At 37.5% G+C, this 14,858-nt stretch carries 16 protein-coding genes; 11 read left to right on the top strand and 5 right to left on the bottom strand.

What is annotated here, in order from left to right:
- Window positions 1-49 precede the first annotated feature (49 nt).
- The 3 genes from JOC74_RS05655 to JOC74_RS05645 all read left to right on the top strand — a co-directional run bounded on the left by JOC74_RS05655 (window position 50) and on the right by JOC74_RS05645 (window position 2,891).
- Entirely contained in the window at window positions 50-1,174 is a 1,125-nt protein-coding gene (locus tag JOC74_RS05655; protein ID WP_053603382.1) for a M14 family metallopeptidase, read from the top strand.
- Between the two features lie 315 nt (window positions 1,175-1,489).
- Window positions 1,490-2,581, top strand: coding sequence for a YqgU-like beta propeller domain-containing protein (locus tag JOC74_RS05650; RefSeq protein WP_053603381.1), 1,092 nt, complete (start codon window positions 1,490-1,492; stop codon window positions 2,579-2,581).
- Window position 2,582: 1 nt separating this feature from the next.
- Window positions 2,583-2,891: an MTH1187 family thiamine-binding protein gene (locus JOC74_RS05645; RefSeq protein ID WP_053603380.1), complete on the top strand. Its 309-nt coding sequence runs from the start codon at window positions 2,583-2,585 to the stop codon at window positions 2,889-2,891.
- 37 nt (window positions 2,892-2,928) lie between these two features.
- On the opposite strand, the gene JOC74_RS05640 is transcribed toward JOC74_RS05645, so the two are convergent.
- Window positions 2,929-3,102, bottom strand: coding sequence for a DUF2759 domain-containing protein (locus JOC74_RS05640; RefSeq protein WP_082363869.1), 174 nt, complete (start codon window positions 3,100-3,102; stop codon window positions 2,929-2,931).
- A 157-nt stretch (window positions 3,103-3,259) separates the two neighbouring features.
- On the opposite strand from JOC74_RS05640, the gene JOC74_RS05635 reads away from it, so the two are divergent.
- Window positions 3,260-3,898 carry an MBL fold metallo-hydrolase gene (locus JOC74_RS05635; RefSeq protein WP_053603379.1) on the top strand — a complete coding sequence of 213 codons (639 nt, stop codon included), beginning with the start codon at window positions 3,260-3,262 and terminating at the stop codon, window positions 3,896-3,898.
- A 40-nt stretch (window positions 3,899-3,938) separates the two neighbouring features.
- Here JOC74_RS05635 and JOC74_RS05630 read toward each other — a convergent pair whose 3' ends face one another.
- Entirely contained in the window at window positions 3,939-4,181 is a 243-nt protein-coding gene (locus tag JOC74_RS05630; protein ID WP_211086072.1) for a DUF2626 domain-containing protein, read from the bottom strand.
- Between the two features lie 207 nt (window positions 4,182-4,388).
- On the opposite strand from JOC74_RS05630, the gene mgsR reads away from it, so the two are divergent.
- The 3 genes from mgsR to JOC74_RS05615 all read left to right on the top strand — a co-directional run bounded on the left by mgsR (window position 4,389) and on the right by JOC74_RS05615 (window position 7,915).
- Window positions 4,389-4,769, top strand: coding sequence for a transcriptional regulator MgsR (gene mgsR / locus JOC74_RS05625; RefSeq protein WP_053603377.1), 381 nt, complete (start codon window positions 4,389-4,391; stop codon window positions 4,767-4,769).
- A 386-nt stretch (window positions 4,770-5,155) separates the two neighbouring features.
- Window positions 5,156-6,139: a glycosyltransferase family 2 protein gene (locus JOC74_RS05620; RefSeq protein ID WP_053603376.1), complete on the top strand. Its 984-nt coding sequence runs from the start codon at window positions 5,156-5,158 to the stop codon at window positions 6,137-6,139.
- A gap of 75 nt (window positions 6,140-6,214) precedes the next feature.
- Window positions 6,215-7,915, top strand: coding sequence for a DUF6044 family protein (locus JOC74_RS05615; RefSeq protein ID WP_264080171.1), 1,701 nt, complete (start codon window positions 6,215-6,217; stop codon window positions 7,913-7,915).
- 461 nt (window positions 7,916-8,376) lie between these two features.
- Here the strand turns inward: JOC74_RS05615 and JOC74_RS23845 are convergent, their stop codons facing one another.
- Window positions 8,377-8,499, bottom strand: a complete 123-nt coding sequence (locus JOC74_RS23845) for a hypothetical protein (RefSeq protein ID WP_264080170.1) — start codon at window positions 8,497-8,499, stop codon at window positions 8,377-8,379.
- Window positions 8,500-8,719: 220 nt separating this feature from the next.
- Here JOC74_RS23845 and JOC74_RS05610 point away from each other — a divergent pair, with 220 nt between their 5' ends.
- On the top strand, window positions 8,720-9,286 hold the full coding sequence (locus JOC74_RS05610; RefSeq protein WP_053603375.1) for a hypothetical protein: 567 nt from the start codon (window positions 8,720-8,722) through the stop codon (window positions 9,284-9,286).
- A gap of 690 nt (window positions 9,287-9,976) precedes the next feature.
- On the opposite strand, the gene JOC74_RS05605 is transcribed toward JOC74_RS05610, so the two are convergent.
- A complete protein-coding gene (locus JOC74_RS05605; protein WP_053603374.1) occupies window positions 9,977-10,681 on the bottom strand; it encodes a TioE family transcriptional regulator in 705 nt (234 codons plus the stop codon).
- Between the two features lie 344 nt (window positions 10,682-11,025).
- Here JOC74_RS05605 and JOC74_RS05600 point away from each other — a divergent pair, with 344 nt between their 5' ends.
- The 3 genes from JOC74_RS05600 to JOC74_RS05590 all read left to right on the top strand — a co-directional run bounded on the left by JOC74_RS05600 (window position 11,026) and on the right by JOC74_RS05590 (window position 13,888).
- A complete protein-coding gene (locus JOC74_RS05600) occupies window positions 11,026-11,622 on the top strand; it encodes an ATP-binding cassette domain-containing protein (RefSeq protein ID WP_053603373.1) in 597 nt (198 codons plus the stop codon).
- A 95-nt stretch (window positions 11,623-11,717) separates the two neighbouring features.
- Window positions 11,718-12,713 carry an alpha/beta hydrolase gene (locus JOC74_RS05595; RefSeq protein WP_211086071.1) on the top strand — a complete coding sequence of 332 codons (996 nt, stop codon included), beginning with the start codon at window positions 11,718-11,720 and terminating at the stop codon, window positions 12,711-12,713.
- A gap of 710 nt (window positions 12,714-13,423) precedes the next feature.
- Window positions 13,424-13,888: a hypothetical protein gene (locus JOC74_RS05590; protein WP_053603371.1), complete on the top strand. Its 465-nt coding sequence runs from the start codon at window positions 13,424-13,426 to the stop codon at window positions 13,886-13,888.
- A gap of 312 nt (window positions 13,889-14,200) precedes the next feature.
- Here the strand turns inward: JOC74_RS05590 and JOC74_RS05585 are convergent, their stop codons facing one another.
- A complete protein-coding gene (locus JOC74_RS05585) occupies window positions 14,201-14,473 on the bottom strand; it encodes a YdbC family protein (RefSeq protein ID WP_053603370.1) in 273 nt (90 codons plus the stop codon).
- Window positions 14,474-14,858 lie beyond the last annotated feature (385 nt).

Below are 14,858 nucleotides of genomic sequence, written 5' to 3'. Positions count from 1 at the left end.
AAATCTTTTTATTTTCGCTCATATATTGTTACGGGAAGGAGAGATGTTCATGCCGGTTATTCAAATCCAACCAAGATTAAAGCAGCAGGTGAAAAAAGTATCTGAGGTGTTAAATATTCATCCTTTCATATTGGACCTTTGCAATCAAGACTGTACTCAAGATGAGCTGTTGATTCCCGGGTTTTTCTTAAATGAGAGTGATTTTCGCGCAGAAAGAATAGACAGCTTCGCTCATCTGGAAGAGCTTGTGAAAGAATCGGAAAAAACAAGAGACAATTGGGCTGGTGAAAGAAATGTATATAATTCCAAAATAATTGAAAAAGATTTACAAAAAATAATTGAACTATTTCCATTTGTGAGATATCGTGTAATTGGACACTCTGTTTTAGGGAAGCCGATTCATGAATTGACAATCGGAGACGCGGGTGCGCCAAAGAGCGTTCATATAAACGCATCGTTCCATGCAAATGAGTGGATTACAACGTCTGTTTTAATGAAATGGTGCAAAGAATTTTTAGTTTCGTTATGTACAAATGAAAAGCATTTTGGACTTTTTCCTATAGAACAATTTAAGCAAACCAAAATATCGCTCGTTCCGCTGGTTAATCCTGATGGAGTTGACCTCGTTTTGAATGGTCCCGACCATGTCAATTTTGATACTGATACGTTACTTTCAATTAATGAACACCAGCCAGATTTTAATGAATGGAAAGCAAATATTCGCGGAGTTGATCTCAATAATCAATTCCCATCTTTTTGGGAAATTGAGCAGCAAAGAAAACCAAAATCTCCATCGTACCGTGACTATCCCGGATATGCCCCATTAACGGAACCGGAAGCAATTGCAATGAGCAATTTAGCTGAGAAAAGCCAGTTTGACAGACTTCTAGCCCTCCATACGCAGGGAGAGGAAATTTACTGGGGATATAAAGGCTTTGAACCTGAACAATCACAAAAAACCGTAGAACTATTTGGAAGCTTGAGCGGTTATAAGCCTGTGAGAAACCTTGACAGCTATGCGGGTTATCGTGATTGGTATGTTCATCGATATTCAAAAGAAGGCTACACAATTGAACTTGGAAAAGGAAAAAATCCATTGCCTTTTGCGCAATTTGAAGAGATATTTCAGAAGACAAGAGGTATCCTATGGACTTCGCTTTCCTTTGCTGATTGAAAACGGAGAATCTTTTCTGTATTTACATAATTTTTTGAACTTTCTTTGGCTATAGCCTGCTGATTCCTGCATCTTGAAGCTATTGCAAAACTTTAGACATTGACCGCTTGCATTGGTATTTCTCAGTTCGGTTAGCGCAGGAATGAAAAGATTGAATACCATGTATGGGCAGGCTTAATTCCTACCTTAATACGATCAGTTTTTAGATTTGCAAAAAAATATCAATACCTTTTTATGTCCGAGGCAGATACATTTTAATGATTCATTTCAGACGTGTTCTCGGTAAATTTAGAAAATAGGAGGAATGCTAGGAGGATGAGATTACTCCTATTGGCCCTTGCTGCAACTGTGTTATTAGCTGCTTGTAACGCAGCTCCCCGACAAGTTTTGCCGTCCGGCGGCGGTGAGACGGATCTAGGAAAAACAGAGCATCAAGAAAAGAATCAGAAACCGAATAACGGGCCAATACAAGAGAAAAATATAAGGTCGATTGCTGATCAATCGGCTGAAAAAGTGTTTGGTTGGCTGGATGAAGAAACCATCGTATTTTCTGCACACAACATGCTGAAATCACACAATTTATTTACAGGCAAAGAGACGACAATTTTTAAGACGAGCGGACAGATCTCGGATGTGCAGATCAATCAAGCAAAAAAACGATTGCTCATTCAATCTGCAGCGGAAAATGCATCGATGGAGTTAAATCTAGTAACAAATGAAGGAGATCTGCTATTTAAACATCAGTTTGATGGTTATGAATTTCAGTCGGCTTGGAATCCTTTTCAGCCAGATTTGATATTTTTGACTGCTTTTAAGCAGGATTGGACCTATACTACGTTTTTAATTCATGCCGGCCAAAACAAAATAGAACGACAATCCTTACAAATCCCGTTCGCTAATTGGTCATCTGAAGATACTCTGGAATACCTTAAATGGAACAACAAAGCCCCTGAAACATCCGCACCTCTCTATAGGTATCATTTGTCTAGTGGCAAAAAAGAAAAAATCTATGACGATATCGTTGCATTTGCAGTATTTTCTGACGTGCGGCTGGCTGTGAAAAAGCCATCGGCAGGTAATAAAGGAGAATTTATGTTTTCGGAGGCTGATAGCGGTTTCCCGCTCTCGCAGTATTCACAACCGCTTGCTCCCAATTATTCATCTTGGGATCCGGGAGAATATGATTATGACAGCAAGACAAAGAGTTTTTATTTATTTAATCAAAAACAATTGAAAAAAATTAATGTTGAGAGTGGAGAGGATCAAATTGTCTTATCAGATATTCCTATGGAGCCGATTAATCTTTCTCCTGATGGCATGTATGCCCTTTATGGATACTCGTTTGAGCAAGTGATTTCCATACTCGACAAAAAAATCGTTAAAATAATGAAGGAGGGAGATGAATAAGATGGCAATTGCAGATATTACAATCATTCCAATCGGTACAGAGTCACCTAGCGTCAGCCACTATGTAGCAGATATTCAGAAGGTACTTGAAGCATTAACAGAAGAGGGGAAAATCACGTATCAATTAACCCCGATGAGCACACTGATCGAAGGAACGATCCCTGATTTATTTACGGCGATCCAAGCCGTACATGAGGTGCCTTTTAAAGAAGGCGTTAAAAGGGTCGCAACAAACATTCGAATTGATGATCGCCGTGATAAAGCAAACACGATGAACGGCAAGCTTGAAAGTGTGAAAAGACATTTGTAATAAAAAAACTGTATCCGATGAATATCGGATGCAGTTTTTAATGTGCTGTAGGGTATCCGCTATGTAACAGTGTCATGAAAGTGAATAAGCCAAATACCGTGAAAGCGGCTCCCGCAAATAAAAATCCCAAAATGTTTTTTTCTTTTACTGTACGAAAGACAGCATATGCAGCAAGCAAGGTGATTAGCCCAAAAATGATGATAAGCAGCACGCTTGTCATCCCCCTTTGTCAGTTCAATAGGAACTCTTACTTATAATTTTAACCGCTTACATATGAGATGTCGAGTCTTTTTGTATGAGATGCAGCTGTTGAATCATACTGGAATACGGGTCATAATATAGACGAAGCAGAAGTAGGAGGGTAACATATGAAATGGACTAGAATTCCTTTGGGACCGATTCAGACAAACGCCTATATTTTGGAAGACGATAGTGGTTCGGCTTTGATCGTGGATCCCGGAGCAGAAGCTGAAAAGCTAATCTCGCTAATAAAAGAGAAAAACGTAAAGCCGCTTGCTATTCTTTTAACTCATGCCCATTTCGATCATATTGGAGCATTAGACTTGGTAAGAGAAGAGTGGAATCTGCCTGTGTATCTTCATGAGGAAGAAAAAGATTGGCTGCAGAATCCATCATTAAATGGTTCTGCAAGACTGCTTGGCCAAGGTATTACAGCGAAACAAGCTGACGTTCTGATCGAAAAGGATCAAAAAGTGAAAATCGGCAGCTTTCAATTTGACATTTTCCATACGCCCGGCCATTCGCCAGGAAGCGTATCCTATTATTTTCAAGACGAAGGTATCGTTTTATCCGGAGACGCATTATTTAAACAGGGCATTGGCCGGACAGACTTAACAGGCGGAAGCTATGATACTTTGTTGAAAAGCATTCATGAACAATTATTAACACTGCCTGAACCGACGATCGTACTTAGCGGGCACGGCCCGGAAACTGATATCCAAACTGAGATGGATGAAAACCCGTTTTTAAATGGATTTTCGCTATAGAAAAAAACCACTTCTTGATGAAGTGGTTTTTTCATGGACATTAATGGCCCTGACCTGGAACCATAATAAAAATAGAGTAGTATGTAAACCCTGCCATAAAAATAGTTAAATATGCTCCAAAAATATAAATGTACATCCGCTCGGTTAAATTCAAATAGGAAAGAAAAACAAAAAATACCGTTTGGCCGAAAAAAAGTAATGAAGCATCTTTCATTTCGCCCAAATAAAACATGACCGCAAAAATCCCTGTCCAGAAGCCCAGCACCCTGTACATTCGATTCATCCGATTTCCCCTCCAAACGCTCCCCTTTGCATCTTATTATAAAGATACAGAGCCTTTATGTAAACACTTACATTTTGTCGTTTTTCCATCGCTGGCAAACAGAAAGTCCCGATGTTTTTCAATTCTAAAGAAAAATTTGTGTTTACATAAAAATAAGATAGGGTACTAAAGATACAAAGGATAAGGATTAATAGAGGAGGAAAGAAGATGGAAGAACTTACTTTTTACTCATATCCAAGTTGTACTTCATGTCGAAAAACAAAGCATTGGCTAAAAGCAAACCAGATTGATTTTACAGAAAGACACCTATTTAAAGAAACGCCAACGATAGAAGAATTAAAGCATATTCTCTCTCTCACCACAGAAGGAATTGATGAAATTCTGGCGACAAGAAGTCAAATCTTTAAGAAATTAGATTTGGATTTTGACGAACTTACTGTGAATGAACTATTGGATATTTTGCATAAAGAACCAAAATTACTTAGAAGGCCATTACTCATCGAAGGACAAAAGTTAGTTGTCGGCTACAATCCGAGTGAATTGCTCAAGCTGTCAAAGAAAAAAGCTTTACATCAATCAGTATCATAAGACCATTCGAAGGAGGAAGCAGCATATGCTTTCTTTTTTTTGATGTTTAATTACGAAAAGAAACAACAAGTCGTATGAACAGCAGAAACATTATTGAAGTGATCATACCCCATTTTCTTGAATTTTTTTCTTCTACTAACTTTATATCATTTGTCAATCGTTTATAATAAATTGGAATGTCTTGGTTTATAGTTATTCGTAATGAAATACAAACCACAGATACAGAAAAGTCGCAGCCTCATTAGGACGAGCTGTGTACTTTGAAGTGCCAGCCATATAAACAGGACGAGTGGAATCAAACTGCAGAGTGGATTAAAATAGTGTAATAGAGTTGGAGTTTCGCTCAATTTTGAAATTACATAATAATTAGAGAAAGGACGTGTAAAATGAGTCTGCCAATATTAACAATAGTCGTCCCCTGTTATAACGAAGAAGAAGTTTTTACAAAATCTTATACCCAATTAAAGATGGTATTAGAAGAGATCATTGAGAATGGAGACATCGATCGTCATAGTCAATTGTTATTCGTTGATGATGGCAGTGCGGATCGAACGTGGGAGAAAATATCAGAGGCATGCGTACTCGATTCGTCTGTAAGCGGGTTGAAGCTCTCGCGTAATTTTGGCCATCAAAAAGCTCTGCTGGCAGGATTGGAGAAGGCCGTAAACGATTCAGACTGTATCGTGTCGATTGACGCGGACCTTCAGGATGACGTACATGTGATAAAGGAATTTGTGAACAAGTACGCAGAAGGATATGACGTTGTATATGGTGTTCGCAAAAAACGAGATACGGATACGTTTTTCAAAAGGGTAACTGCATTAGGGTTTTATAAGCTAATGAAAAAATTTGGTTTGTCGTTGGTTTACAACCACGCGGACTATCGCCTCATGAACAAGAAATCGTTAGAAGAAATGCTGCGTTTTAAAGAAACGAATCTATTTTTGCGGGGGATCGTTCCATTGGTCGGATTTAAGTCGACCACTGTGTATTATGATCGGAAGGAAAGAGCAGCTGGAGAAACAAAATATCCGATTGCCAAAATGCTTGCTTTTGCGCTCGATGGAATCACTTCCTTTAGTGTCAAACCGATTCGATTGATAACAATTTTGGGATTTCTTGCTTCTTTAAGCAGTTTAGCTGCAGGAATCTACGTTTTTATTTCGATAATGATGGGCAAAACACAATCAGGGTGGGCATCTTTAATGATTTCAATATGGTTGATTGGTGGTTTGTTGTTAATGAGCGTGGGATTAATCGGTGAATATGTTGGAAAAATATACGAAGAAGTAAAGCGCCGCCCGCGTTATATCGTTGAAGAAAATATAAACAATTTGGAAAAATCAAAAACCCCTGCGAATATAAAGTGAAGAAATTGCTGTATTCGCAGGAGTTCCATTGCAGCTTTCACGTAAAAAAAGAAAAGGTACATAGGGAGCTTTGATATGATACAGTACTTAAATGAAAAATTGGCATCCGTTAAAAACAACGAAAATATGTTAGTGACGATTGCAATATTATTAGTTTTAGCCTGGGTTGCCCCGTATTTTATTCTAGGCCAAGACGCACATATGAGGGTACACGATAATTTAGATTCGAATCTGGGCTGGTATAAATCTCTAAAAGACAGCGGACTGTTGTTTGGTCCGTTGAATGCTCCATTTCCACAAATTTTTAATGGAGAGCTGTCAAGAGATTCATTTTATTCTCAGTTTAATGGGATGGTTATGCTATTTAGCCTTCTCCCGCCAATGGTCGCTTACGGTGCAAGCCAGCTTATTACGCGCCTCGGTGCTTTTTTAGGCATGTATTTATTGTTGAGAAAGTACGTAATAAAGGGAGAGAACCAAGGGATCATTCGAGTTGGCGCTGCTGTGACATTTGCGCTTACGCCATACTGGCCATCCGGAATGCTAAGCATTTTGGGTATGCCGCTCGCACTCTGGGCATTTCTAAATATCAGGCGAGGAGAAAAACTATGGAAAAATTATGTGGTGTTAACCGTCCTGCCGTTTTTCTCAAGCTTTGTGCTAGGATTTTTGTTTTTTCTCACTTTTATGGGGGTTTTTTGGCTCATTGACCTCCTGCGATCCAAGAAATGGAATGTTCGCTTGATTGTTGCGATTGGCTATATGGGTATCCTATATTTACTGCTTGACTACCGGTTGGTTGCTTCTATGTTCTTGCCGCATGAGACAACAAATCGTGAGGTGTTTTATCAATCAAAGTTGAATTTTTTCGAGACATTGAGACTGGTAGGTAAAAATTATGTGATAGAGCATAATCAGGATTTGACGGTATGGGGAGTGATTGTTCTTCCATTAAGTCTGATATGCCTGGGTATGGTTATATATAAACGGAATTGGAAAAAGCATAAATTGTTTATCGGCTTACACATTTTGAACATTGCTTTATCAACCTGGTATGCCTTTTGGTTCTTTGAAGGCTGGCAGCCACTGAAAGAACAGGTGAGCATTTTAAGGTCCTTTAACTTCGCCCGTTTTCACTACTTAAGGCCGCTTATCCTTTATACGCTGTTTGCTCTTTCACTACGGATGGTTTGGAATTGGGGCAATTTTGGGAAAAAACTAGCTGTAATATGTGTTATTGCACAGGTTTGTGTGCTACTGCCATTTAATGAACAGATCACATATAAAAATGAACCTTCCTATCGACAATTTTTTGCTGAAAAGCAGTTTGAGGAAATCAAAGACTATATTGGGCAGCCTGTTGGAGATTACCGTGTCGTCAGCATCGGAATTCATCCGGTCATTTCGCAATATAACGGATTTTACACGCTTGACTCATATAGCAATATGTACCCACTCTCCTATAAACAAGAATTTCGCGAAATCATCGCACCAGAGCTTGAAAAAAACCGTTCACTTGCCGAATACTATGACTATTGGGGTGGCCGGTGTTACATCTTTGTGGATGAGCTCGGCAAGCATTACATGTTTTCAAAGCACTCCGACAAAAGAATCGAAAAACTTGACTTGAATACAGATAAGTTGAAAGGTATGGGCGGCAAGTACATTTTGTCTGCTGTACCGATCGAAAATGCTGCTGAAAATCTGTTATCGCTGGAAAAAGTGTTTGATGAAGATTCATCGTATTGGAAAATTTATTTGTATAGAGTGGAGTAGTGAATAAAGCCTTCTCCGATTATTGTAAGCACCCTTGGTTTTATTAGACTTTGGGTGCTTTGATTTTAGAAAGTACATACAATACTTAGAGTCATTTGGAGCAACTGCATAAAGCTCCAACACCACACATAGCTAACCAGCTTTTCGAAACCGCGAATTGCCTACATGCAGCATTAGCCTATCCTTTGGTGCCTGCTGCCTTTACTATTTGAGAATATTCCTCGAAAGTGAAAACCATCAAAAAAGTAAAAAAAATCCACAAAATACAAGCCATTTTATATAAAAATCATATCATGTTACTAGGAGTAGAGCCTGGGAGCCAGAAGCATAAATGGGTGAAGGAATGAAAACATTGTAGGTCTTAAAACTATTGTAAGCGCTTTCTCCATCGTTCTTTTTGCTTTATTAGTACCCAGAAATTGAGAATTTAACTTTTTGAAAAATAATTTTTTGAAAACCTTCTAGTATAAGCTTACTTTCCTTCTGGCTAAATATTTTGGCAACCATTTCGTTGGGAAGAGAGGCTTGTGCTTTTCACAGTCAAACCCTAACTCCACTTCATTCTGAATTAAAGCCACACCCATCGATTCCCCCCCAAACTAGCGTGTAGAATTGGGTGGTAATCGTGGAAAAAAATGAATCAGGCTTCAACCCCAAATTACAGAAGCGATACGGCACACTATAATCATTTCTCAACTTTCTAATATAATCGGGTAGAAAAATTTTTGGCGAATTAAATCTTCTAGGCATTTGTTTTTCTAACTAATAGAAATTACAAATTATAAAAAAGGAGACGTTTTGAGAATGTCCCCAACTAACGATCAAAATGAAATACTGTCAAATAAAAATTCAATGTTGTCCCATGATGAGATAGAAGCCATTGAATCATGGATATCTCAGATGGGAAAATACCGATTTTTTAAAACGGCAAAACAGAAAATGCTTGCTGCAAAAGAAATTCTAAATTTAAAGTATAATATGATTGGCCATGGTAATAATCGAATCGTCTATGATCTTAATAATGGCTATATATTAAAAATTGCACTGTCTGATCTAGGGATAATATGCAATACAAATGAATATTACATTTATAATAACTGCAATGAGGAAGTACAAAAGCATATTTGTCCGGTGATGGAGTTTGGGCCTAGCTGGATCATTATGAAGAAGATGGACACTAAAATGCAGCATGTAATCTCGGATTATACGAAACTAATTGAGTTGAAATTAAAATTCCTTAAATTCGGTATTATTCCAATAGATTTGAGGTTAGCTAATGCCGCATTCACTGAAGAAAATCAAATGGTTGTCATTGATTACGGTCTATTCACTATGGATATCAAAAACTCTGTTTTCCGGTGGTTTATTTGACGATGGTGGGGATTTAAAGGCATTTGCTAATAACTGATATTGCCAGGGCAGTTTCTTTTTTTGATAATCGAGATCAAAATCATTATGACAATGTTTGACGAACCGTTGGTTTTGAAGACAGAAAAAGTTAATAGAAATAAACGAAGGTTACATATTATCTGCTGTACCAATCGAATTTGCTGCAGATAATAAGTTATCGCTGGAAAAAGTGTTTGATGAAGGTTCGCTGTATTGAAAAATTTATTTGTATATGGTGAAGTAGTGAAAAGAGCTTTCACAGATTATAGTAAGCATCCATGGTTTACTACACATTGGGTGCTTTTTTGTGATGTGAAAAAATAAATTTTTACTTCTCTGTGTCTCATACCGAAGGTAAATAGAAGTTTATGACTATTGCACCAATTAGAAAATGAAATACAGTAAGGTCGTGTTAGAAAAACCATTTTATATTTTTTAACAGGGATGCTTTTATTGCTGTCAGCACTCAGCGCCGGGGAGGATATTCTTAATTGGGAGTATGGCTTCTACGGGTATAATTTTATCGTTTTTGCAGCTTGTTTATCAGCAGGGATATTTTTTTTCAAATACGGTTTTGATAATAAAAAAAGAAAATCCTTAAAAACTAATAATAAAAGCTTATAGAATTAGACTTTTGCATTTTTCTTAAATCTTGATATGGAAAAATACGTGTTACATAAGCTCAAGTACCTCACAAAGCTCGATTAACTGGTGTATTCCGCGAAACTGGTGACGATTGCGCTCATGGATGATTTGGAGCGCATTTTCCGTGACTTTTTTTACTTCCTTGATGCTTTGATGTTCCACAGCCTGTACAATTTCCTTCATATTCTTTAAAAAATAAACGGAGTTTCGCAACGTGCGAATGAGAAGAATTTTCCGAGTATGCAACGGTGTAAACAGACGATAGCCATTCTCCGGATCTCGCTCCGGTATGAGCAATCCTTCTTTCTCCCAATGGCGAATAGCCGATGTTGTGACACCTGTGAATGCGGCAGCTTCGCCAATCGTCATGAGTTTTTTAAGCTTTTTATTTGCTAAGGGCGGAAGCTTGAGGTTTTTCAGTAGCTCAAGCGTCTTATCTGCTGCGGCTTTTTCATTCTGAAGGCTGGTCTGCTCCTTGTTTATAAGCCAGAATGCAGCGTCTATATCAGCGTTTTGAATGTTTCGCAGAACCTCGCAGGTAACCGCAACACCAAACCCTTGAAACATGGTGCGCAGGCAGCGAAAATATGCCAAATGTACCTTTGTATAAAGGCGGTAGCCATTGGCTGCACGTGCAGGGGCAGGAACGACTCCCCATGATTCATAATGTCGTAATGCGCTCGTACTAATGTGGAGTTCTCTCGCAATTTCGATAGGCTTGAAGTATCTCATTTCATGCCCCCCTCCTAAGTATCGATTCGTTTACTATATCAAAAGCATATATCTTTAGGCAAAACATTATAAAAAAACCTTAAAGCAGTAGGTCTTTTTCCTGGAAAAAGGAGCTTATATAACAAAATCAATTCAATCACAGGTCTTGAAGCTATTCAAAAAATGATAACCGTCAATCAATCGCCCCTTTCACGATGCAGCGATCAAACGTCTCCACTTAAGTTAACTTGTACACTCTTTTACGTAAGACATTTGCGGCATTGCCTGAAGCAAAGGAGAAAGGGTTAAAGGCGAATCACTTTTCCTTTAATACTGCTGGAGGTAGATGCAAGAGGTGCGAAGGTTTGGGACAAGTAGCAGTGGATATGCACTTTCTCTCTCATTTGAACGTCGTCTGCCCGGATTGCCATGCCAAAAGATTTAATCAAGAAGACTTAGAAGTTACCTATCAAGATCATACAATTTCAGATATACTTGAGCTAAGCATTGAAGAGAGTCTTTTCATGTTTACTGAACAAAAGAAAATAACAAAACTTCTAAAGTTATTATGTGAAGTTGGACTCGGTTATTTACATTGGGGTCAGTCGGTGACGACCCTTTCCGGCGGGGAAGGACAGCGTTTAAAGCTTGCGAAAGAGCTGAGTGCATCCACCGGCGGTCATACCTTGTACCTGCTCGATGAGCCATCTGCCGGTTTGCATCCACTTGATGTTCAAAATTTGCATCTGCTGTTGAATAAACTTGTTGATGCAGGCAATACGTTAATCATGATCGAATATAATACGGACTTAATCGCTGCCGCTGATTGGGTAATAGACATGGGTCCCGGCGGCGGAACGTCTGGTGGAAGGCTAGTTGCTAGCGATACGCCGGATGACGTAGCTTCAGTGAAAGAATCGTTCACTGGCAAATTTCTATTTAAAAAAAATTCATATAATTAGGAATGATCAGGTCGCTCGGGAAGCTTTAGGGACCTGATCGTTTGAAAAAATAACTTGCGAGTTCAAAAGCTTATTTGAATAAAGAAATCATCTGAATGAGGGACACGAAATTGATTTTTTCAAAGATAATAGATCGCTGCGCCTTACATCATTTACATAAGACTCGAAGTGAAAAGTTTCAGTATTCCCCTCTCTCCAACTGGATACCTGAAACAATGGATAGAGAATCTTTCTACAACGCATACACAACCGAGATTTCTTTAAATATGGATGAGGTAGAAAATGATTATGCAATCGGGAAATTCACATTCGAATCTTTAGTTCCATCTGGTGATTCTGCTAACGATCATATTGAAGACGAATTATACATAACTAATAATGAATTTGCACCTAACATTATTTTTGTACACGGTTGGCGGATGGACTCCCTGGATCGAATAAAGAAAATATTTCATAGTGAAATGAGGGATATGAGATGGAATATGTATTACTTCACACTCCCTTACCATTTTCAAAGAAAACCAGGTCAATCGCTTTATAGCGGAGAATATATGATAAGCGCTGATATTTATCGGACAGTTCAATCTATTAAGCAGTCCGTTGTTGATTTGCGAGCGCTCATACAATGGATTAAAGCGAATAAAAAGGGACCAGTCATTTTGATTGGAGTTAGCTTAGGAGGTTTTATTACGAACCTAACAGCTACTTTGGAGACTGAGATCGATGCTTTAGTTTCCATATTCTACGCGAACCGTCTTTCTTATTCGATATGGAATACGATTCCCGGAAAATATATACGTGAAGATTTAGAACACCATGGTATAAATTATAATGATTTAATCAGATATTGGAGGATCACTGAACCTAGCCAAGCGATACCGAAAATCAGGAAGGAAAAGATATTATTGATATCTGCAAAACATGATCAATATGTTCATCTTGAGGATGCTAATCATTTATGGGAGTCCTGGGACAGACCTGCCAGATATATTTATAATTGCGGACATGCCGGAATCGTCCTTAAAAGAAAAAAGATCGCATCAGACACAATTTCTTTTCTTCAAAAAAATATAGGAAAAGATATCGAATAAATAAGCTAAAAGGATGTTACAAGCGTGAAAAAATTTCTTCAAATTTCTATTCTTGTCCTTGGGTTATATACGGCAGCTCATATTATCTATGGGTTAAATTTTAATCCTGCAATTAGCCTTGTGACTCGGATCATTCAGGCACTCCTCTAGTTTATGTTTATTCGTCTATGTAATTAAGTTTCTAAAAACGACTGATCAATCCAACTGAATAGGAGGAAATCAAAGATTGGTCCGTATCGATAATATTGCACGGATTTTTAGGGTATTTAAGTTCACATACAATAAAGAAGTTTAATCTTAATTCCCTAAACACATAACACCTCTCGGAAATGGAACGGTTCAAAAAATAGATGTTTTTAATTTTCTTTATCCTATACTTATTTTCCTGAAAATAAACAACAATAAAGTCGTTTCTGTAGTTCTTAAAGAAATGAATGTGCTATTTTAATGAGCTACATGCTACTGAATTAAGTCTTTAAATTATTGTTGAAAGATAAATAATAATGAATAAGACAGTTTTTTAAAATGGCCAGAAATACGATCCTAAAATACTTGCTGCAGCTTGTAGAATAGAGTGGGATAAAATTTTTGAATTGGAAGAAAAGTAAGGGCATGCGTTATTGAACTAACGGGATAGGGAGTTTAGTTGAACGAGGAGGTAGCGTGGTGTTTGTAGAAATGACTTAATACAGTTGTAACGGGGTGTCTAAATGAATAGATGGTTGGTTGCCTTTGTCATTCTTACTGGATGTAATCTAATAGGGTGTTCTAACAATGAGATGTCTGGAGAAAAACCTCCAAAAGTCTTGATCGAGATTGAAAATGAAACGTATGAAACGATACTTGGCTCTTATTGTTGGGGAGGATTTGGGAAAAGTACCTGCGTTGATACTGCCGGACCTATTAAACTGTTGGAGGGGAAAAAGCCTATCGGGGTAAAACCTGGTGAAACAATATCTTTCATGATGAATTATGAACCTAAACCAAATGAAATGAATGTGGTAAAGATAAATGACAACAAAGAATCCGATGTAGTGGTGAAAGATAATCAGATAACGGCTCCTATGCAAAAAGGTGTCTATTATTATTCATATCGAGTAGGGTGGATGGATGAAAAAGAATCGAATGTGTCTAACGGTGATGCTTTCTATGCTTTCGTTCTAGAAGTAAAATAGTTCTACTCAACAAACGGATGCTTTTCTTGAATAAGCAACAATAGTTTAGTAATTTCTCTAAGTTCATTTAAATGCCAAAAACTCCTACTTTTTGATCGGAATCAGCCTTTTTTTGGTTGAAAACATTACACTACATTTAAAAACCAGATGTTAATCCACAATCGAGCCCGTTAACGGCAAAACTTAAAATGAGTATAGTATATTCGTTTCAATTATTCATCAGTGAGTTCAAAAATCCTGTATGTTAATTTTATGGGCTAAATTGTTGTCAGGTAAGCTGAATAACATCTTGTTTAGGTGTTGCAGTTTTTATCAAATCTGGGAAACATTGATAGAAGTATAGGTATGTTCTTGTCCAGAATTTAAGAAAATTTGATCGTGCATCTCATCCATAAAAAATTGATAAGCGGTTAGACTTTCCCAAAAAGAGAAGATACAAGCTGTTAACGGTTCTTTATTATCCCAACCACCAATTTGTCCTAAGAATCCCTCAATGTCATTAATAGATTGCCATTGACTCTGATACTTAGTGAAGTTCTCTATCTGATCTTCTTTAACTTTGCATGAAATTTTTTTAATTATCATTGCTTCACCCTTCACCTCATTCCTTTAGAAATAAGAAAATCTTTTTCCCAATCGCTGAAGATGATTATATTCTATGATTAACTTCGATATACAAATAAGAAATCCCTTTTGTTCCACACATGGACCTTAAATTAAACGACTTTATTATAATGAAACAATTTATAGATTTTGTTTGTTTCACCTATCACATTAGTCGTTCATTCAATTGGAAATTTTTTTGTAACACAATTCAACAACTATAAGCTTACTCATCCTTTATAAATTGTTAGATAGCAGCATTTTATCGGTTTAAATCATTTAATGTGCACTTTCATAAAACATCGGTTTGTTTATGAACTTTTCATTTTTGGGAAAGTTAAGAGTAAACCTTTGAAGGAGGACGATT

The sequence above is a fragment of the Bacillus capparidis genome (assembly GCF_017832095.1).
GTDB lineage: Bacteria > Bacillota > Bacilli > Bacillales > Bacillaceae > Bacillus > Bacillus gobiensis.
Note: the sequence above shows the minus strand (reverse complement) of the source record. Positions and strands in the feature narration are given on the sequence as shown.

Excerpts from the sequence above, each read along its gene's own strand:
- JOC74_RS05655 (WP_053603382.1), top strand. The coding sequence starts at position 50 with ATGCCGGTTATTCAAATCCAACCAAGATTAAAGCAGCAGGTGAAAAAA.
- JOC74_RS05650 (WP_053603381.1), top strand. The coding sequence starts at position 1,490 with ATGAGATTACTCCTATTGGCCCTTGCTGCAACTGTGTTATTAGCTGCT.
- JOC74_RS05645 (WP_053603380.1), top strand. The coding sequence starts at position 2,583 with ATGGCAATTGCAGATATTACAATCATTCCAATCGGTACAGAGTCACCT.
- JOC74_RS05635 (WP_053603379.1), top strand. The coding sequence starts at position 3,260 with ATGAAATGGACTAGAATTCCTTTGGGACCGATTCAGACAAACGCCTAT.
- JOC74_RS05630 (WP_211086072.1), bottom strand. The coding sequence starts at position 4,181 with ATGAATCGAATGTACAGGGTGCTGGGCTTCTGGACAGGGATTTTTGCG.
- mgsR (WP_053603377.1), top strand. The coding sequence starts at position 4,389 with ATGGAAGAACTTACTTTTTACTCATATCCAAGTTGTACTTCATGTCGA.
- JOC74_RS05620 (WP_053603376.1), top strand. The coding sequence starts at position 5,156 with ATGAGTCTGCCAATATTAACAATAGTCGTCCCCTGTTATAACGAAGAA.
- JOC74_RS05615 (WP_264080171.1), top strand. The coding sequence starts at position 6,215 with ATGATACAGTACTTAAATGAAAAATTGGCATCCGTTAAAAACAACGAA.
- JOC74_RS23845 (WP_264080170.1), bottom strand. The coding sequence starts at position 8,499 with ATGGGTGTGGCTTTAATTCAGAATGAAGTGGAGTTAGGGTTTGACTGT.
- JOC74_RS05610 (WP_053603375.1), top strand. The coding sequence starts at position 8,720 with ATGTCCCCAACTAACGATCAAAATGAAATACTGTCAAATAAAAATTCA.
- JOC74_RS05605 (WP_053603374.1), bottom strand. The coding sequence starts at position 10,681 with ATGAGATACTTCAAGCCTATCGAAATTGCGAGAGAACTCCACATTAGT.
- JOC74_RS05595 (WP_211086071.1), top strand. The coding sequence starts at position 11,718 with ATGAGGGACACGAAATTGATTTTTTCAAAGATAATAGATCGCTGCGCC.
- JOC74_RS05590 (WP_053603371.1), top strand. The coding sequence starts at position 13,424 with ATGAATAGATGGTTGGTTGCCTTTGTCATTCTTACTGGATGTAATCTA.
- JOC74_RS05585 (WP_053603370.1), bottom strand. The coding sequence starts at position 14,473 with ATGATAATTAAAAAAATTTCATGCAAAGTTAAAGAAGATCAGATAGAG.